Origin of the sequence: Micromonospora sp. WMMA1947 (genome assembly GCF_027497355.1) — a bacterium.
GTDB lineage: Bacteria > Actinomycetota > Actinomycetes > Mycobacteriales > Micromonosporaceae > Micromonospora.
Genome location: NZ_CP114909.1, coordinates 2,613,612 through 2,632,128 on the forward strand (window position 1 = coordinate 2,613,612; position 18,517 = coordinate 2,632,128).

Below are 18,517 nucleotides of genomic sequence, written 5' to 3' on the forward strand. Positions count from 1 at the left end.
AACCACCCGATGACCGACACGGCAGGCGGAGGCGCGCTGCCCGCGCGGGGGATGCCCGCGGCGGACGTACTCGGCGAGATCCGCGCGCTGCGGGCCGCCGACCGGCCGACGCACGGCGGGCGGCTGTTCGCGTACGTCTACGACCCCGGCGTGGCCGGGCTGGACGACCTGGCGCAGGCCGCGTACGCGGAGAGCGCCCACGTCAACGGCCTCGACCCGACCGCGTTCCCGTCGTTGCTGGCGATGGAGAACGCGCTCGTCGGCGCCGCCGCCCGGCTGCTCGGCGGCGGGCCCGGCACCGGCGCGCCGGACGCGGTCGGCAGCGTCACCAGCGGCGGCACCGAGTCGCTGCTGCTCGCCGTCAAGGCGGCCCGGGACGCCCGCCCCGATCTGACCGAGCCGCGGATCGTGGTGCCGGCCACCGCGCACGCCGCGTTCGCCAAGGCGGCGCACTACCTGCGGGTCGCGCTCGACACCGTGCCTGTCGACCCGGTGACGCTGCGGCCGGACGTCGCGGCGGTGGCCGCCGCGATCCGCCCGGAGACCGTGCTGGTGGTGGCGTCCGCGCCGTCGTACGCGCACGGGGTCGTCGACCCGGTGACGGAGATCGCCGCCGTCGCGCGGGCCGCCGGGGTGCGCTGCCACGTGGACGCCTGCTTCGGCGGCTGGGCGCTGCCCTGGCTGCGGCGGCTCGGCGCGCCGGTGCCGCCGTTCGACTTCGCCGTGCCGGGGGTCACCTCGATCTCGGTCGACCTGCACAAGTACGCGTACGCGCCGAAGGGCGTCTCGGTGCTGCTGCACCGCGATCCGGCGCTGCGCGCCCCGCAGTTCTTCGCGTACGCCGACTGGCCCGGGTACACGATGGTCAACCCGGTGATCGCCTCCACCCGCTCCGGTGGGCCGATCGCCGCCGCGTACGCCACGCTTCGTCACCTCGGCGAGGACGGCTACCTGCGGCTGGCCGCCGCAACCCGGGACGCGGTCGCCGGGCTGGCCGACGCGGTACGGGCCACCGGCGGGCTACGGCTGATGGCCGAACCGGAGACCACTGTGGTCTGCCTCACCGCCGACGACCCGGGGCTCGACCTGTTCGTGCTCGTCGACGAGCTGACCGCGCGTGGCTGGCACACCCAGCCCCAGCTCACGTACGCCGATCTGCCGGCCAGCGTGCACCTCACGGTGACCGCGGCGGTGGCGCCCCGGGTGCCCGAGTTCGGTCCGGCGCTGGCCGAGGCGGTCGCGGCGGCCCGCGCCGCCGGACCGGTCGTGCTGCCGCCGGAGCTGCTGGCGCTGGCCGGCAGCCTCACGCCGGAGGCACTCACCCCCGATCTGGTGGCCGGGCTCGCGGGCGGGCTCGGCCTGGCCGGCGGCGCCGGCGTGCCGGACCGGATGGCGGTGGTCAACACGCTGCTCGACGCCGCGCCGGCGCGGTTGCGGGAACGGCTGCTCGCCGAGTTCGTCGGGTTGCTCCAGCGCCCCGCCTGGTGACACCCGAGTTCGTCCGTTCGGCGGAGAAGTCGGGCGTTTCGGTGCCGGACCCGGTGCCCGTCCCTGCCTAGCATCAGGGCACATCGATGACACGGGGAGTGTTGCATGATCACCGCAAAGTCACCACCTGTCCGCCGGTTCGTGGCAGTGGTCGCGGCCGGCGCGATGGTCGGCCTGGCGCCGGCCGGTACCGCCCCCGCCGCGCCACCCGGCCCGGACCGCAGCGCCGACGTCTCCGTCGTGGACCCCGGGTGGGCGCCCGACCCGCTGACCGACGGGGTGCCGCAGCTGCCCTCGCGGGACGTGGCGAAGACCAAGGAACAGCAGCGGCGGGAGCGGGCGAGCGGGGCCACCGCCGCCGCCACGTACGCCCGCGACGGGCACCTGCCGAAGCCGCTGCCGCTGGCCGCCCAGCCCACGAACAGCAACCCGGCGCCGCTCGTCGACAAGGGACTGCACGACGCGCAGGGCGTCCGCATGTTCAGCTTCGCCGGGAAGACCTGGAACCACCCGGTCGGCCAGGCGCAGTGGGGCCTGAGCAACCTGGCCGCCTACCGGATCAGCGGCGACAAGCGGTTCCTCGACCGGGCCGTCGCCAACGCCCAGCGCAACATCGACCGCCGGGTCGAGTCGCGGGGCGCCTGGTGGTATCCGTACGACTTCGACCTGAGCCGCTGCACGGGCCGTCCGCTGCTGCGCGCGCCCTGGTACAGCGGGATGGCGCAGGGCGAGATGCTGAGCCTCTTCGTCGGCCTGGCCGAGATCACCGGCGAGGCCAAGTGGCGGACGGCGGCGGACAACACGTTCCTGAGCCTGACGCTGCCGGTCGTCGCCAACGCGCCCTGGGCGAGTTGGGTCGACCCCAACGGCTACCTGTGGCTGGAGGAGTACCCGGTGACCTTCGGCACCACCGGGGAACGGGTGCTCAACGGGCACACCTTCGCCCTCTACGGCGTGTACGACTACTGGCGGCTCACCGGTGACGAGCGGGCGGTCGCCGTCTTCGACGGCGCGGCGAGCACCGTCCGGCGGTACCTGCCGACCCACTTCCGGGTCACCCGGTGGGCCAGCAACTACTCGATGGGCTGCGCGCAGCCGCACGTGAAGTACCACCAGGTCCACACCGCGCAGAACCTCAAGCTGTACGAGATGACCACGTCGGCCACCTTCGCCACGTACGCGTACCTGCTGCGCTCGGACTACCCGGTGCCCGCCGTCAACGGCGCCGTGTCGTTCGCCGCCGGCACCCACGTCGGCTACACCTTCTCCAGCACCGGGGCCGTCCGGAGCCAGAAGACGCTCAAGCTCGCCCGCGCCTCCGGGGCCCAGGCGAGCCAGCGGGTCCGCGTGTACGGGCGGGGCATCTACTACCTGATCGCCAACGGCGCACTCGCCGGTTACCTCGTCCCCGAGGCGTACGGGCAGCGCGTCCTGCTCGGCAAGGCGGTCGAGCACCGCTACAGCCCGGCCCGGACGCTCTCCTTCCAGCCGGGCACCTACACCGGGTACGCCTACGACGCGGCGGGCAACGTGACCGGCTCCAAGCGGCTCACGTTCTCGGCCGCCTCGATCGCGCCGCTGGGCGCCACCGCGTGGGTCAACGGCCGGCTCAGCTACCAGGTCACCGCCGGGGCGTACGTCGGCTACTGGCTGCCCCACACCACCGGACTGGCCTTCACCTGAGCGACAGAGCGGCCCGCCCGGAGTCCGGGCGGGCCGCTCTGTCAGCTGTCTCAGCCGGTCGCGCTGATGTCGAACGACGTGGTGTTGTCCGCCGGGTCGACGTCCACGACCGGCTCGCTCTCGTAGACGGCCGCCACGGTGAACGAGCCGCTGCCCAGCGCGCCGGCCGGGGTTCCGGCCGGAGCCCGCAGGACGACGTCGAACGTGCGCTCCTCGCCCGGCATGAACCGGCCGCCGGGAACGTCGAACCAGTCCGGGAAGCTGGGCAGGTCCTGCGGGTCGGTGGCCCACACCTCGACCCCGGCGGGCAGGCCCGCCCGCACGTCGAGCCGGAACGACGGGGCGTCGTTGCCGTAGCGCACGGTGACCGGCATCCGGCCCAGCAGAGCCCCGTCGGCCTGGCGGGTGAGCGTCACGTCGCCACCCCTGATGGTCAGGTCCGTCTCGGTGGCCTGCCGGTAGACGCGGGGGTTGCGGACGCTGCCCGAGGTGGACCGGAACACGGTCCGGAAGGAGTCCCGGTCCGACACCCCACCGTCCGGCACCACCGCGACCGAGCCGCCCAGGGCGGTCATCGGGTAGGCGCGCGCAGTCGTCCACACCTGGAAGTCGAGGCGGACGGTCACGCTCGCGCCGGCCGCGACCCGGCCGCCGTAGCTCTCGACGACCCGGCGGTTCTGCTCCATCCCCACGGTGAACCAGGGCGAGCCGTTGTCGAGGCCGGTGAAGGAGCCACCGGCCGGCTCGGTGATGCGCAGGCCGGCGGTGGCGTCCGCCCGGCCCCGGTTGCTGATCGTCGTGGTCAGCGTCCCGACGTACCCCTTGTCGGTCGGCGTCAGCACCAGCGTCCCGGTGTCGACGGTCAGCCGCGCCGTGGTGCCGCCGGCCGCGGCGGCGGGCGCGGCCGGCGCGAACAGCGCCGCCGCCCCGGCGAGCAGCGCGGCGGCCACCCGTGTGGTCCATGTGGTCATGACAGGTCCTCCGTGATCCCCGTGGTGGGCGGCGGTGGTTCCGTCCGCCCGACAGTGGTGACACACGCCGGCACGGCTGACCGTTGCGCGGGTGCCCTGTCGGGGGTACGACACCGGACCGCTGTGGTTGACTGGCACCTCGGGGAACTGCGAGGGAGGCCAGAGATGCAGGTGCCGGCCGTGCTCGGCGAGCCGATCCGGTTCGTGCTGAACTGGGGCCGCCGCTACTCGCTCTGGGTGTTCAACTTCGGCCTGGCCTGCTGCGCCATCGAGTTCATCGCGACCAGCATGGGCCGGCACGACTTCATGCGGCTCGGCGTGATCCCGTTCGCCCACGGGCCCCGGCAGGCCGACCTCATGGTGGTCAGCGGCACCGTCACCGACAAGATGGCCCCGGCGATCAAGCGGCTCTACGACCAGATGCCCGAACCGAAGTACGTGATCTCGTTCGGGGCCTGCTCCAACTGCGGCGGCCCGTACTGGGACTCCTACTCGGTGACGAAGGGCGTCGACCAGCTCATCCCGGTCGACGTGTACGTGCCCGGCTGCCCGCCGCGCCCGGAGGCGCTGCTGCACGGCATCCTCCGCCTCCAGGAGAAGATCGCCGCCGAGCAGTCCGGCGTCGGCGGCGTACCCCGCCCGGACGCGCTCACCTCCCCGGCGGACGCGGTGGCACGGCCCGTCGAGGCGCTGACCGCACCCCCGGTACGTCCGCCGGTCGGCTGAACCGCCAGGTGGCGGCGCGGGGCTAGCCTGCGGGCCATGACCGACCTCGCGGAGAAGCGCTCCGCATTCATCATCGACGTGCTGACCGAGGAGTTCGGCGCGTCCATGGCGATCGACCCGGCGGCGTTCCGCCGCAAGTTCCGCAAGATGGCGGCGTCACCGTTCGCCTTCTACCGGGGCAGTGCCGCGTTGTTCTACGCCGACCAGCGCGGCGACTTCGGCAGCGACCGGTTCCTCGACGACCGGACGAGCCGGGTGTGGATCCACGGCGACCTGCACGCCGAGAACTTCGGCACCTACATGAACGCCTCCGGGCAGCTCGTGTTCAACGTCAACGACTTCGACGAGGCGTACGTCGGGCCGTTCACCTGGGACCTGAAGCGCTTCGCCGCCAGCGTGGCGCTGCTCGGCTACGCCAAGGCGCTCTCCGACCGGGTGATCGGCGAGCTGGTGTCCGGCTTCGCCCGGTCGTACCTGGCGGAACTGCGGGCCATCGCCGCGGGCGGGGACGACGCGATCGGCTCGATCACGCTCGACAACGCCGACGGCGTGCTGCGCCGGGTGCTCCAGCAGGCGCGGCTGAACACCCGGGTGGACCTGCTCGCCGCGCAGACCACCATCGACAACTACGAGCGCCGGTTCTCCCTCGGCGACGGCGTGCACGAGATCGACGACGCCACCCGGGAGAAGGTGTGCGCGGCGTTCGCCGACTACCTGCACACGCTGCCGGACTCGACCGCCCGGACGCGCCCGGTCGCCGCGGGCATCAAGGACGTGGTGCTGCGCAAGGGCGTCGGCATCGGGTCGGCCGGGCTGCCGTCGTACAACCTGCTGCTGGAGGGGCACACCCAGGCGCTGGAGAACGACGTCGTCATCTACATGAAGCAGGCGCAGGTGCCGGCCGTCGCGCGGTACGTCGACGACGAGCGGGTCCGCTCGTACTTCCGGCACCAGGGGCACCGCACCGCCGAGTCGCAGCGCGCGTTGCAGGCGCACGCCGACCCGTGGCTGGGCTTCACCGAGCTGGACGGCGTCGGGCAGCTCGTCGCCGAGGTCTCCCCGTACGCGGCGGACCTGGACTGGGCCGACGTGAACGAGCCGGAGGAACTCGCGGGCGTGCTCGCCGACCTGGGCCGGGCGGTGGCCCGGATGCACTCGGTCGCCGACGACGAGTCCAGCCACGACCTGGTCGACTACTCCACCGAGGAGGCGATCGTCGCCGTGGTCGACGCCGAACCGCAGGCGTTCGTCGACTACCTGGTCGACTTCGGGCACCGGTACGGGATCCGGGCGCGCGAGGACCACCAGCTCTTCGTGGACCTGTTCCGCAACGGCCGGCTGCCCGGCATCTGAGGGCCGGGGCGCCGGATCCGGCGCCCCGCCTCATTGCGTGAAGTCCAGCACCGCCTTGATGTCCTCGCCGGCCGTGGCGTACGCCTCCCGGTAGTTCGACAGCGGCACCCGGCGGGTGATCAGCGACGTCAGCCACGACCGGTCGGCCTGGGCGAGCGCCTCGGCGGCCATCTCCCAGTGCCGCCGCCCGGCGTTCACCGAGCCGAACACCACGTTGTTCTCCAGCACCAGCTCCCGGTTGAGCGCACCGGCGTCGAAGTTGATGGTCCGGCCGCCGCTGGACACGCCGGTCAGGCAGACGATGCCGGTGGGCGCGGCCTTGCACATCGCGTCCAGCACCACGGTGGGTGCGCCGGTGCACTCGATCACCACGTCCGGCTTGACGTCCAGCTCCGGCACGGTCGCCGTGTGGTACGTCGCCCCGAGCGCACGGACCAGGTCCGGCTTCGGGCCGGTGGTGTTGCGGTCCAGCACGTGCACCGACAGTCCTCGCTGGCTGGCCAGCAGCGCGGCCAGCAGCCCGATCGGCCCGGCGCCGGTGACCAGCACCGTCATCGGTTTCCACTCGGCCCGGCGGCCGATCCGCTCGATGTGGTCCCACGCCTTCGCCACCACGCTCGTCGGCTCCAGCAGCACCCCCACGGACTCGAGCGCCGGGTCCAGGCCGACGGCGAACTTGGGCTGCAACCGCCAGCGTTCCCGGGCGAAACCGGGCAGCGCCTTGATGCCGTGCTCGGTGTACCGCCCGTTGCGGCACATGTCCCACTCGTCCACCGCGCAGTTCGCGCACGGCACCGGGTCGGGGTGGCGGACCACGCCGGCGACCAGGTCGCCGGTCTGCAACGTGCCGGTCGGGTCCTCCAGCACGCGGCCCAGCGACTCGTGCCCGAGCACCAGCCGCTCCTGGCCCGGCGGCGCCTCGCCGTACTCGCCCGCCACGATCTCGTGGTCGGTGCCGCAGACACCCACCGCCAGCGCCTCGACCAGGATCGCGCCCTCCTCGGGCGGTGGCTCGGGCCAGTCCTCGGCGAGCCGCAGCGAATCCGGGACACCGGAGGTCACAGTCACAGCGCGCACGGACCTCATCTTTCCGCGCGCTTCCGCCGCCCGTCCGGCAAAGCGGCGATCCCGGCACGGACGGCCCGACCCGGCCGGCAGCCGTCCACCATAGGATCAGCGCATGACTCCGGAAGAGGTCGGCCGGCGAGTGGTCGCGCTGCTCGCGCCCGTCGAGGCCACCGCGTCGGTCTCCGGCGGTCAGGGGTACGCCCGCGCCACCGTCGACGTACCCCCGGCGAGCTGGGCGGACGCGGTGCGTGCGGCACGCGACGACGCCGAACTGGAACTCGACTTCCTGGACTGGCTGTCGGCGGTGGACGAGCTGGCCGACGGCTTCGACGTGGTGCTGCACCTCTGGTCGGTCCGGCACCGGCACGGGCTGCTGCTGCGCACCCGGGTGCCCCGGGACGCGCCCGTCGTCGCGTCGGTGGTCGACCTGTTCCCCGGCGCCGCGTGGCACGAGCGCGAGACGCACGAGATGTTCGGCATCGACTTCGTCGGCCACGGCGAGCTGCGTCCGCTGCTGCTGCCGCCGGAGTTCGAGGGGCACCCGCTGCGCAAGGAGTTCGTTCTCGCCTCCCGGGTCGCCAAGCCGTGGCCCGGCGCGAAGGAGCCGGGCGAGTCGGAGGCGGGCGGCGGCCGCCGGCCGGTCCGGCCGCCGGGCGTGCCCGCGCCGGGTGAGTGGGGCACGACGCCCACGCCGGCGGGTGCGGCCGGCGCGGGTGAGGGCCCCCGAGGGGGTACGCCGGCGCGCCCGGCCCGCGAACGCCCGGCGCGGCCCGCTCCGGGGGAGCGTCCGGCGCGGCCTGCTGCCGGAGAGGCCGGGTCGGGGGCTGGTGCTGCTGCGGCGGCCGACGAGGCGGGGCCGCTCGGTCGGCCGCTGCCAGGGGAACGGCCGACCGGCCCGCCCCGCCAGGAGCCGGAGCCCGACGCGGCGGAGGAGAGCTGATGCCGGACTGGTTGGAGCTGGTCCTGCGGGTGGCGGGGGTGCTCGTCGCGTTCCTCACGCTGCCGCTGATCGTGGGCCAGGCCGAGCACAAGGTGATGGCGCACATGCAGGGCCGGCTGGGCCCGATGTACGCGGGCGGCTTCCACGGCTGGGCGCAACTGGTGGCGGACGGCATCAAGTTCGTGCAGAAGGAGGACGTCACCCCGCGCGACGCGGACCGTCCGGTGTTCCGGCTGGCGCCCGCGGTGGCGCTGGTGCCGTACCTGCTGGTGCTGCTCGTCATCCCGCTCGGGCCGGGTGACCTGGTCGCCCAGCCGCTGGGCATCGGCCTGTTCTTCGTGCTCGCCGTGGTGGGTGTCGGGGTGCTGGCGGTGCTCATGTCGGCGTGGGCGTCGGCGAACAAGTACAGCCTGCTCGGCGGGCTGCGCGGCGCGGCCCAGCTGCTCGGGTACGAGCTGCCGCTGGTGCTGGCCGCCGCCTCGGTGGCGATGGCGGCGGGCACGCTGAGCCTGCCGGGCATCGTGGAGGCGTGGCAGCCGTGGTGGCTGCTGTGGCAGGCGCCGGCCATGGTGATCTTCTTCGTCGCCGGGCTGGCGGAGATCCGCCGCCCGCCGTTCGACATGCCGGTGGCCGACTCCGAGCTGGTCTTCGGCTACATGACCGAGTACACCGGCCTGCGGTTCGCGTTCTTCCTGCTCGCCGAGTACGTGGGCATCGTGGTGATCGCGGCGCTGACCACTGTGCTGTTCCTCGGCGGCTGGCAGGGCCCGTTCGCCGACGCGCAGCTCGGCTGGCTGTGGACGCTGCTCAAGGTCTTCGCCGTCGCCTTCGTGATCATCTGGCTGCGGGTGAGCTACCCGAGGCTGCGCGAGGACCAGCTCCAGCGCCTCTGCTGGCTGGTCCTGGTCCCCCTGGCCCTGGCCCAGCTGGTCCTGACCGCCGCAGTCCGCCTGGCCCTGTAACCCGCCCGCACCCGCCCCACCCTTGTTTCCGGCGATCTTGCACTTTCTGCCTCGGCGAAAGGGGCAAGGCGCCCAGGTTCGGGGCCCAAAGTGCAAGATCGCCGGGGCGGGCGGGGCCGGGCCGGGGTGGGGTGGGCCGGGGTGGGGTGGGGCCGGGCGGGGGTCAGCGCAAGGGGGTGTGGGACGGGTCTACCCGCTCGGACTCGGGTGGGGGCGGGGGTGGGGTGCCGTCGCCGAAGGGGCGGCCGCCCAACTCCTCCCGGCCGTGCGGGGTGAGCCAGTTGCTCAGGTCGGGGCCGAGCGGCACGATCCCGGTCGGGTTGATGTCCCGGTGGACCTCGTAGTAGTGCCGCTTGATGTGGTCGAAGTCGATCGTGTCGCCGAACCCGGGCGTGGTGAACAGGTCCCGGGCGTACGCCCACAGCACCGGCATCTCGCTGAGCTTCTGCCTGTTGCACTTGAAGTGCCCGTGGTAGACCGGGTCGAAGCGGACGAGCGTGGTGAACAGCCGTACGTCCGCCTCGGTGATCGTGTCACCGACCAGGTACCGCTGACCGGCCAGCCGCTCGCTCAGCCAGTCCAGCCGGTCGAACAGCCTGTGGTACGCCTTGTCGTACGCCTCCTGGCTGCCGGCGAAGCCGCACCGGTAGACGCCGTTGTTGACGTCGGCGAAGACGACAGCGTTCACCTCGTCGATCTCGGCGCGCAGCGGTTCCGGGTAGAGGTCCGGCGCGCCCGGCCGGTGGTACGCCGTCCACTCGGTCGTCAGGTCGAGGCTCATCTGCGCGTAGTCGTTCGTCACGACCTGCCCGGTGGGCACGTCGACGAGCGCCGGGACGGTGATGCCGCGCTCGTAGCCGGGGAAGCGGGCGAAGTACGCGTCGGCCAGCCGCTCGATGCCGAGAACCGGGTCCTTGCCGTCCGGGTCGAGGTCGAACGTCCAGCTCCGCTTGTCGTGGGTGGGCCCGGCCACGGCCATCGAGATGGCGTCCTCCAGCCCGAGCAGGCGCCGGACGATGATCAGCCGGTTGGCCCACGGGCAGGCCCGGCTGACCGCCAGCCGGTAGCGGCCCGGCTCCACCGGCCAGCCGTCCCGCTCGTCCGCGGTGATCCGGGTGGCGATGTAGCGCTGGTCGCGGGTGAACTCGCCACCCGGTTCCACGTACTTGCCGCCGGTCCGGTCCAGGACTTCGTCGTCGCTGCCCACGCCCACCTCCGAGTTCGCTTTTCGCTCCCATCATGGTCGCTCCGGCCGCTCCCGGCAGGGCGAGTACCCCGGAGACCGGCAGGGCGAGTGCTCCGGAGAGGGGAATAGGCTGCCCGCCGTGACCGATGTGGAGGCGGCAGCCCGGCGTTTCGTCGCCGACGTGTGGAACGCGGGGCGCGAGGAGAGCGCGTACGAGCTGGTGGCGGCGGACTGCCCGGGGCTCGGCGGCACCGGCCCGGCGGCGACGCTGGCGTGGCACCGGGACCGGCGGGCGTCGTTCCCCGACCTGCGTTACAAGATCGTCGACGTGGTGGCGACAGGTGCGCGGGTGGCGGTGCGCTGGCGGGCCGCCGGCACCCAGGCCGGGCAGTTCGGGCCGGTGCCGCCGACCGGCCGCGTGGTCAGCTACTCCGGTGCCACGTTCCTGCGCTTCGACGACGACGGGCGGATCGTGGACGTGTGGAGCGTCAACGAGCTGTTCCAGCTGCTCCAGCAGCTCGGCGTGGAGATGCTGCCCCCGCTCACACCCGGCGAGGCGTGATCCGGCCGCACGCCGGGGGCCAAAGCGCCGGGTGGTGGTCGCGCGCGCCCGGGCCACAGGGCAGGATGGGCGGCATGAGCGAGCACGGTGGAGTGCCCGGTGCCGGATTGGTGAAGGGCCTGGCGGTCACGTTGAAGACGATGACCCGCCGCTCGACCACCCAGCAGTACCCGGACGTGGCGCCCGAGCTGCCGCCCCGCTCCCGCGGCGTGATCGCGCTGCTGGAGGAGAACTGCACGGTCTGCATGCTCTGCGCCCGCGAGTGCCCGGACTGGTGCATCTACATCGACTCGCACAAGGAGGAGGTGGCGGTGCCCGGCGCCGCCCGCCCTCGCCAGCGCAACGTGCTCGACAAGTTCGACATCGACTTCTCGCTCTGCATGTACTGCGGCATCTGCGTTGAGGTCTGCCCGTTCGACGCGCTCTACTGGTCGCCGGAGTTCGAGTACGCCGAGTACGACATCAAGAACCTGCTGCACGACAAGGACCACCTGGGCGAGTGGATGGCCACCGTGCCGCCGCCGCCGGCTCACGACCCGCTCGGCGACCCCTCCAAGGAGGAGACCACCGCCGCCCGGAAGGCGGCGGGTCCGTCGGCCCGTCCGGCTCCTTCCCGGGTACGCCCCGACGCCGCCACCGATCCGGGCGGAGGCACTGCCTCATGACCGGTGCGGACGTCCTGCTGCTGGCGCTGGGCGCGGTGGCGGTGGGCGCGGGTGCGCTGGTGGTCGCCACCCGTCACCTGGTCCGGGCCGGGCTGTGGCTGGTGGTCTGCCTGGGCGCGCTCGCGGGTGACTACCTGGTGCTGACCGCCGAGCTGGTGGCCTGGGTGCAGGTGCTCATCTACGTGGGCGCGGTGGTGGTGCTGCTGTTGTTCGCGGTGATGCTGACCCGCGCGCCGATCGGCCCGTCGGACGACCTGGACCGGCCGGGCTGGGCCGCCGCGCTGGTCGGCGCCGGCAGCGGCCTCGGCTTGGCGGTGCTGCTGATCGACGCGTTCCGCTGGTCCCGGGTGGACCTGCCCGCCGCGGGCACCGCCGAGCGCCTCGGCGAGCAGATCTTCCGTTCCTGGGTGCTGCCGTTCGAGGTGCTGTCGGTGCTGCTGCTGGCCGCGCTGGTCGGCGCGATCGTGCTGTCCCGCCCCGACATCGGCCGCCCGAAGGCGCCCAGCCCGGCCGACGGCGACCGGCCCGGCGGGGACGCCCCGCTCGGCGCCGCGCGACCCGCCGACGAGGGCGGGCGCCCGTGAGGCCGGTCATCCCGTACGTCACCGCCGCGCTGCTGTTCGGCCTCGGCGTGTACGGCGTGCTGCGCCGCCGCAACGCCGTCCTGGTGCTGATGGCGGTGGAGCTGATGCTGAACGCGGTGAACCTGGTGCTGGTCACCGCCGACACCACAGTCAAGGCCGTGCTGCCGCACTCCGGTCAGGTGTTCGCGCTGTTCGTGATCGTGCTCGCCGCCGCCGAGATCGGTGTCGGGCTGGCGATCGTGCTCCAGCTCTACCGGCTGCGCGCCGGCGTCACAGTCGACGACGTCCCGCTGGCCGAGCCGGCTCCAGCGGTCGCGGCGGCCCCAGGCGGGCTGCCGACGCCGGGGGCACCGGGCACGGAAGGAGCGGTCCGGTGAGCACGCCGACGCTGTGGCTCGCGGCGGTGCTGCCGGCCGCCCCGCTCGTCGCCGGGCTGCTCGGCCTGCTGCTGCCGCCCGCCCCGCACCAGGACCGGGCGTCGGCACGGCGGTCGGCGGTCGCGCTGGGTGTGGCCGGGGCGGCGGTGTCGCTGCTGGCCGCGCTGGCGCTGCTGGTCCGCGTGGACGCCCCGGTCGAGGCGTCCACCACCTGGATCGACCTGGGTGGGCTGCGGGTCACGCTGGGCCTGCGCCTGGACGGCGTGGCGGTGCTCGTCGCCACCGCCGTCGCGGCTGTCGCGCTGGCCGTGCAGGTCTACTCGATCGGCTACCTGCGCCGGGGCCCGCACGACGACGTGGACGTCGACCACCGCTATCCGCCGTACGCGGCGCAGTTGAGCCTCTTCACCGCCGCCATGCTCACGGTGGTGGTGTCCGGTGACCTGATCATGCTGCTGGTCGGCTGGGAGGTGATGGGCATCTGCTCGTACCTGCTCATCGCCCACGACCGGCGGCTGCCCGAGGCGCCCGGCGCGGCGGTGAAGGCGTTCCTGGTCACCCGCGTGGGTGACGTCGGCTTCCTGCTCGGCATCGCGCTGCTCGGCGTGGGCGCGGGCAGCTTCCGGATCGCCGACGTGCTGGCGCACGACTACGGCACCGGCACGCTCACCGCCGCCTGCCTGCTGCTGCTCGCCGGGGTGGCGGGCAAGAGCGCCCAGTTCCCGCTGCACACCTGGTTGCCCGACGCGATGGCCGGCCCGACGCCGGTGTCCGCGCTGATCCACGCCGCCACCATGGTCGCCGCCGGGGTGTACGCGGTGGCCCGACTGTTCCCGCTGTTCGAGCGCGCCCCGGCCGCGCTCGCCGTGCTGGGCGTGATGGCCGCGATCACGATGCTGCTCGGCGCGTTCGCCGCCACCGCCCAGGACGACATCAAGCGGGTGCTCGCCTGGTCCACGGTCTCGCAGATCGGCTACATGACCGGCGCGCTGGCGGTCGGCGCACCCGCTGCCGCGCTGTTCCACCTGCTCACCCACGCCGCGTTCAAGGCGCTGCTGTTCCTCGCCGCCGGTGCGGTGATCCACGCCGTGGGCACCACGCTGATGTCCCGGATGGGCGGCCTGCGTACCGCCATGCCGGTGACGTTCTGGTGCATGGTGGTCGGCCTGGGCGCGCTCGCCGGCGTACCCCCGCTCTCGGGTTTCTGGAGCAAGGACGGCGTGCTCGCGGCCGCAGAGGCGGCCGCGCTCGACGGTGCCGGGCCGAGCGCGGCCTGGGTGGGCTGGCTGGTCTGGCTGGCCGGGCTGGTCGGCGTCGCGGTGACCGCCTGGTACGCGACCCGCCTGCTGCTGCGCACCTTCCTCGGCGCCACCCGCACGCCGCTGCTGCGCCCGCACGACCCGCCCGCGCTGCTGCGCTGGCCGGTGCTGCTGCTCACGGTCCCGGCCGCGCTGCTCGGCCTGGCCGCGTTCGCGCCGTGGTTCGCCGACCGGCTGCGCGTGCCGGGCGACGACACCGGCGAGGCGGTCGAGCTGGTCCATCTCGCGCCGAACCTGATCCTGCCGTTCCTGCTGCTGCTCGTCGGCGCGGGTGTCGCCTGGGCGGGCTGGCGCCGCGACCCGGCCGCCGACCCGGCCCGCTACCTGGGTCCGCTGCGGCCGGTGTTCGCCCGGGCGTTCCGGCTCGACGACGTCCAGCACGCCCTCGTCGTACGCCCGGCGGGCGCGCTCGCGCGGGTCGTGCGTACCGGCGACGAGCTGGGCGTGGACGGCCTGGTCGAGGGCAGCGGCCGGGCGGCGGTCGAGGTGGGCGGCGGCCTGGCCGCGCTGCACCGGGCGGCGCTGCCCCGCGCGGCGGCCGGGGTGCTGGCCGGCGCGTTGCTGATCGGCCTGGCGGTCGCCCTGATCGGAGTCACCTCATGACGTTCGGGCAGGTCCTGCTGGTCGCCGTGGTCGCGGTGCCGGCGCTCGGCGCGCTGGCCGCGGCGGTCGTGCCCGGTGACCGGGCCGGCCGGGTGGTCGGCACCGTCGCCGCCGCGCTGACGCTGCTGGCGACGCTGCCGCTGGTCGGCGGCGACCACGGCTGGTTCGGGTACGGGCCGCGCCCGGCGGTGCAGCCCTGGCACCAGCTCGACCTGCAGTGGGTGCCCGGGCTCGACCTGCGCTTCCACCTGGGCGTGGACGGTATCTCCTGGCCGCTGGTGGTGCTGACCGCGCTGCTCACGCTGCTGTGCTGCGCGTACACGCTGTGGCGGGTGCCGCCCGGCGGCGGCAGCGGGCGGGCGCTGGTGGCGCTGCTGCTGGTGGTCGAGGTGGGCATCCTCGGCACGTTCCTCGCGCTCGACCTGGTGTTGTTCTTCCTGTTCTTCGAGGTCGTCCTGCTGCCGATGTACGCGGTCATCGCCGGCTGGGGTGGTGCGGACCGTCGCCGGGCGGCCCGCAAGTTCGCGCTCTACACGCTGTTCGGCTCGGTGCTGCTGCTCGTCGGCGTCTACGTGGTGGTGGCCGCCGCGGGCACCGCCGACCTGGTCACGCTCACCGGCGGTGCCGGGTTGTCCCGGGGCACCCAGCTCGCCGCGTTCACGCTGCTGGCGCTCGCGTTCGCGGTGAAGAGCCCGCTCTGGCCGCTGCACTCGTGGCTGCCCGACGCGCACACCCAGGCGCCGACTGTCGGCAGCGTGATCCTCGCCGGCGTGCTGCTCAAGATGGGCACGTACGGGCTGATCCGGGTCGCGGTGGGGGTGGCCCCGGAAGGTGCCCGCTGGGCCGCGCCGGTGCTCGGCGTGCTCGCCGTCGCGGCCATCCTGATCGGTGGCCTGGTCTGCCTGGCGCAGGACGACCTGAAGCGGCTGATCGCGTACTCGAGCGTCGGGCACATGGGCTTCGTGCTGCTCGGGGTCGCCACGCTCACCGCCACCGGGATCCAGGCCGCGCTGATCGGCAACATCGCCCACGGTGTCATCACCGCCCTGCTGTTCTTCCTGGCCGGTGCGGTCAAGGACCGCGCCCACACCGGGTCGCTGGCCGAGCTGTCCGGGCTGCGGGAGACCGCGCCCCGGCTGGCCGGGCTGCTCGGCTTCGCGGCGGTGGCCTCGCTGGGGCTGCCCGGCCTGGCCGGGTTCTGGGGGGAGGCGTTCGCCGTGGTGGCCGCGGTGCAGCGGGGCGGGCCGCTCTGGCTGACGCTCGCCGTGCTCGCGGCGCTGGGCGGGGCGCTGACCGCCGCGTACTTCCTGCGGCTGCTGCGCCGGGTCACGCACGGGCGGCCCAGCCCGGCGGTGGCGGGGCTCGCACCCGGGCTGGCGGGGGCGGAACTGACCGCCTGGGCACCGCTGGTGCTGCTCGCGCTCGCGGTCGGCCTGGCTCCCGCGCTCGTGCTGTCGTACGCCTCCGGTCCGGTGGAGGCGCTGCTGGGGGTCGTCCCATGAGCCTGGTACAGAGCGTCGACAACGTGGCGATGCTGCCCGCGTACCTGGCCGCCGGCACGGCCGTGCTGGTGCTCCTGGTCGACCTGCTGGTGGCCCGGCCCGCCGTCACGGTGGCGGTGGCGGCGCTCGGCGCGGCCGGCACCGCGGCCGGCGCGGCACTGGTCGGGGCGGCCGGTGAGCGGCGCACGTTCTGCGTCGGCGACGACTGCTCCTGGGTGTGGGGTGGCCGGGCCGCCCTGGTCGGGGCCGTGATCGCCCTGCTCACGCTCGGCGTGCTGGCGCTGTCCGGTCCGCTGCTGCGCGCCGGGCGTACTCCGGTCGGCGAGTACTGCTTCCTGCTCGCCTGCGCGATGACAGGTGGCGTGGTGCTCGGCGCGGCGGGTGACCTGATCACGCTGATCGTGGCGCTGGAGACGCTGACGCTGCCGCTGTACGTGCTGGTCGGCCTGCGCCGGGGAAGCCTCGCCGGTGCCGAGGCGGCGGTGACGTTCTTCGTGGTGAGCGTGGTCGCGACCACCGTCACGCTGCTCGGCGCGGCGCTGCTCTACGCGGTCACCGGCACGCTGCACCTGGACCGGCTCGGCGCCACCCTGGCCGACCGCACCGACCTGACCGATCTGCCGCTGACCGGCGTCGCGGTGGCGCTCGTGGTGGCCGGGCTGGCGTTCAAGGTCGCCGCCGTGCCGTTCCACGCGTGGGCCCCCGCCACGTACGACGGCGCGCCGCTGCCGGTGGCCGCGTACCTGTCGACCGCCTCGAAGCTCGGTGGCGTGGTGGCGCTGCTGGCGGTGGTGCAGCGCGCGCTGCCCGGTGACATGACCGGCCCGGTGCTGGCGGCGCTGGCGGTGCTGACCATGACCGTCGGCAACCTGGTGGCGCTGCGGCAGCGGCGTACCGTGCGGTTGCTCGCCTGGTCGTCGGTGGCCCAGGCGGGGTACATCCTGGCCCCGCTGGGCGCGCTGGCGCTGACCGCGGGCCGCACCGGCGACGCGCGGACGGCCGCGTACGCGGCAGCCGTGGCGTACGCGATCTTCTTCGTGCTGCTGGAGCTCGCCGCGTTCGCCGCGGTGGTGGCGTTGCGCCCGGCGGACGGCGACGGCGGCACGCTGGCCGACCTGCGCGGCGCGGCGCGGCGGCACCCGTGGGTGGGCGGCGCGTTCGCGCTGGCGCTGATCGGGCTGGCGGGCCTGCCGCCGGGTCTGGCCGGGCTGTTCGCCAAGGTGACAGTGGTACGCGCGCTGCTGGCCGGGCACGCGGGATGGCTGGCGCTGGTGGTGGCCTTGAACGCGGTGATCGGCCTGGCGTACTACCTGCGGGTCACCGCGTCGCTCTACGCGACGCCGACCGGCGCGGCGACGATCCGGCCCGCGCGGACCGTGGTGCTGGCGCTCGGCGTGGCCACCGCCGTGGCGGTGGTGATCGGTTTCGCACCGCAGCTCGTGCTGGACGTCGCGGCGCGCTGACCGGTTCGTGCCCGGATGGGCGACCGCTTCAGCCTCCGCACAGCAACATCCAGCCAACTTTCAGCCATGAGCCGGATGGTTGACGGGTACCGGTGTGTTGAACCGGTCAGCGGGCCTCCCGCAAGGGCCCGTGCACCGAAGGAGAGATCGTGCATCACAACCGTCTCAAGACCGCAGCGCTGCTCGGCCTGTTGACCTCGCTGATCCTCGCGATCGGCTACTGGTTCGGCGGTAGCAGCGGTCTCGTCATCGCCGTCGTCGTCTCGTTGCTGATGAACGGCGTCACCTACTTCTTCTCCGACAAGCTCGCACTGCGCTCGATGAAGGCGCAACCGGTCAGCGAGGCACAGTTCCCCGAGCTCTACCAGATGGTGCGGGAGCTCTCCACGCTGGCCGGCAAGCCGATGCCCCGGCTCTACGTGAGCCCGACCTCGCAGCCCAACGCGTTCGCCACCGGTCGCAACCCGGAGAACGCGGCGGTCTGCGTGACCCAGGGCATCGTGGAGATCCTCGACTACCGGGAGCTGCGTGGCGTGATCGGCCACGAGCTGTCGCACGTCTACAACCGGGACATCCTGATCTCCAGCGTCGCGGCCGGCCTGGCCGGCATCATCACCATGCTGGCGAACCTCGCCTGGTTCATCCCGCTGGGCTCCTCCGACGACGAGGACGGCCCGAACCCGGCCGTGCTGCTGCTCACGCTGATCCTCGGCCCGATCGCCGCCACGGTGATCCAGCTCGCGATCAGCCGGAGCCGGGAGTACCAGGCCGACCAGTCCGGCGCCGAGCTGAGCCGGGACCCACTGGCCCTGGCCAGCGCCCTCCGCAAGATCCACATGGGGACGCAGGCGCGCCCGCTGGCGCCGCAGGGCCAGCTCGCCAGCACCGCGCACCTGATGATCGACAACCCGTTCAAGCGGGGCGGCGGCATCGCCGCGATGTTCGCCACCCACCCGCCGATGGAGCAGCGGGTGGCCCGCCTGGAGCAGATGGCCCGCAACTCCGGGCCGGTGCAGTTCCAGCGCTGACCCGCGTGACCCGAACGCCGCCCGCGTCAACCCGGAC

Annotated in this window: 17 protein-coding genes; 14 read left to right on the forward strand and 3 right to left on the reverse strand. The window is 73.7% G+C overall.

The annotated features are described in order from the left end of the window. Nucleotides 1–9 precede the first annotated feature (9 nt). Complete coding sequence (locus O7604_RS12590; RefSeq protein WP_281579717.1) at nt 10–1,488, forward strand: aminotransferase class V-fold PLP-dependent enzyme; 1,479 nt, start codon at nt 10–12, stop codon at nt 1,486–1,488. A 105-nt stretch (nt 1,489–1,593) separates the two neighbouring features. Further along, a complete protein-coding gene (locus tag O7604_RS12595; RefSeq protein ID WP_269703964.1) occupies nt 1,594–3,171 on the forward strand; it encodes a D-glucuronyl C5-epimerase family protein in 1,578 nt (525 codons plus the stop codon). 50 nt (nt 3,172–3,221) lie between these two features. Here the strand turns inward: O7604_RS12595 and O7604_RS12600 are convergent, their stop codons facing one another. Beyond that, nucleotides 3,222–4,142: a hypothetical protein gene (locus O7604_RS12600; RefSeq protein ID WP_281579718.1), complete on the reverse strand. Its 921-nt coding sequence runs from the start codon at nt 4,140–4,142 to the stop codon at nt 3,222–3,224. A 165-nt stretch (nt 4,143–4,307) separates the two neighbouring features. Here O7604_RS12600 and O7604_RS12605 point away from each other — a divergent pair, with 165 nt between their 5' ends. Continuing rightward, nucleotides 4,308–4,868 carry an NADH-quinone oxidoreductase subunit B gene (locus O7604_RS12605; RefSeq protein WP_269703966.1) on the forward strand — a complete coding sequence of 187 codons (561 nt, stop codon included), beginning with the start codon at nt 4,308–4,310 and terminating at the stop codon, nt 4,866–4,868. A 36-nt stretch (nt 4,869–4,904) separates the two neighbouring features. Next, nucleotides 4,905–6,221, forward strand: a complete 1,317-nt coding sequence (locus O7604_RS12610; RefSeq protein WP_269703967.1) for a DUF2252 domain-containing protein — start codon at nt 4,905–4,907, stop codon at nt 6,219–6,221. Nucleotides 6,222–6,251: 30 nt separating this feature from the next. Here O7604_RS12610 and O7604_RS12615 read toward each other — a convergent pair whose 3' ends face one another. Continuing rightward, on the reverse strand, nt 6,252–7,298 hold the full coding sequence (locus tag O7604_RS12615) for a glucose 1-dehydrogenase (protein WP_281579719.1): 1,047 nt from the start codon (nt 7,296–7,298) through the stop codon (nt 6,252–6,254). 103 nt (nt 7,299–7,401) lie between these two features. Here O7604_RS12615 and O7604_RS12620 point away from each other — a divergent pair, with 103 nt between their 5' ends. Together O7604_RS12620 and nuoH are read left to right on the forward strand one after the other, a co-directional pair. After that, nucleotides 7,402–8,229 (forward strand): NADH-quinone oxidoreductase subunit C, encoded by an 828-nt coding sequence (locus O7604_RS12620; protein WP_281579720.1) that lies wholly within the window; start codon nt 7,402–7,404, stop codon nt 8,227–8,229. Continuing rightward, nucleotides 8,229–9,191, forward strand: coding sequence for an NADH-quinone oxidoreductase subunit NuoH (nuoH, locus tag O7604_RS12625; RefSeq protein ID WP_281579721.1), 963 nt, complete (start codon nt 8,229–8,231; stop codon nt 9,189–9,191). Before O7604_RS12620 ends, nuoH begins: the two co-directional genes overlap by 1 nt. Before the next feature lie 163 nt (nt 9,192–9,354). Here the strand turns inward: nuoH and O7604_RS12630 are convergent, their stop codons facing one another. After that, nucleotides 9,355–10,398 (reverse strand): glutathione S-transferase C-terminal domain-containing protein, encoded by a 1,044-nt coding sequence (locus O7604_RS12630; protein ID WP_281579722.1) that lies wholly within the window; start codon nt 10,396–10,398, stop codon nt 9,355–9,357. A gap of 118 nt (nt 10,399–10,516) precedes the next feature. On the opposite strand from O7604_RS12630, the gene O7604_RS12635 reads away from it, so the two are divergent. From O7604_RS12635 to htpX, 8 genes are all read left to right on the forward strand, one after another. Then, nucleotides 10,517–10,939, forward strand: coding sequence for an ester cyclase (locus tag O7604_RS12635; RefSeq protein ID WP_281579723.1), 423 nt, complete (start codon nt 10,517–10,519; stop codon nt 10,937–10,939). 74 nt (nt 10,940–11,013) lie between these two features. Continuing rightward, nucleotides 11,014–11,604 (forward strand): NADH-quinone oxidoreductase subunit I, encoded by a 591-nt coding sequence (locus tag O7604_RS12640; RefSeq protein WP_269703973.1) that lies wholly within the window; start codon nt 11,014–11,016, stop codon nt 11,602–11,604. After that, entirely contained in the window at nt 11,601–12,188 is a 588-nt protein-coding gene (locus O7604_RS12645) for an NADH-quinone oxidoreductase subunit J (RefSeq protein ID WP_269703974.1), read from the forward strand. Before O7604_RS12640 ends, O7604_RS12645 begins: the two co-directional genes overlap by 4 nt. Continuing rightward, a complete protein-coding gene (nuoK, locus tag O7604_RS12650) occupies nt 12,185–12,565 on the forward strand; it encodes an NADH-quinone oxidoreductase subunit NuoK (RefSeq protein ID WP_269703975.1) in 381 nt (126 codons plus the stop codon). Before O7604_RS12645 ends, nuoK begins: the two co-directional genes overlap by 4 nt. Further along, nucleotides 12,562–14,487: an NADH-quinone oxidoreductase subunit L gene (locus tag O7604_RS12655; RefSeq protein WP_269703976.1), complete on the forward strand. Its 1,926-nt coding sequence runs from the start codon at nt 12,562–12,564 to the stop codon at nt 14,485–14,487. The genes nuoK and O7604_RS12655 overlap by 4 nt, the downstream gene beginning before the upstream one ends. Further along, nucleotides 14,484–15,989 carry an NADH-quinone oxidoreductase subunit M gene (locus tag O7604_RS12660; RefSeq protein ID WP_269703977.1) on the forward strand — a complete coding sequence of 502 codons (1,506 nt, stop codon included), beginning with the start codon at nt 14,484–14,486 and terminating at the stop codon, nt 15,987–15,989. The genes O7604_RS12655 and O7604_RS12660 overlap by 4 nt, the downstream gene beginning before the upstream one ends. After that, nucleotides 15,986–17,452 carry an NADH-quinone oxidoreductase subunit N gene (locus O7604_RS12665; protein ID WP_281579724.1) on the forward strand — a complete coding sequence of 489 codons (1,467 nt, stop codon included), beginning with the start codon at nt 15,986–15,988 and terminating at the stop codon, nt 17,450–17,452. Before O7604_RS12660 ends, O7604_RS12665 begins: the two co-directional genes overlap by 4 nt. A gap of 149 nt (nt 17,453–17,601) precedes the next feature. Beyond that, nucleotides 17,602–18,480 carry a zinc metalloprotease HtpX gene (gene htpX / locus O7604_RS12670; protein ID WP_269703979.1) on the forward strand — a complete coding sequence of 293 codons (879 nt, stop codon included), beginning with the start codon at nt 17,602–17,604 and terminating at the stop codon, nt 18,478–18,480. Nucleotides 18,481–18,517 lie beyond the last annotated feature (37 nt).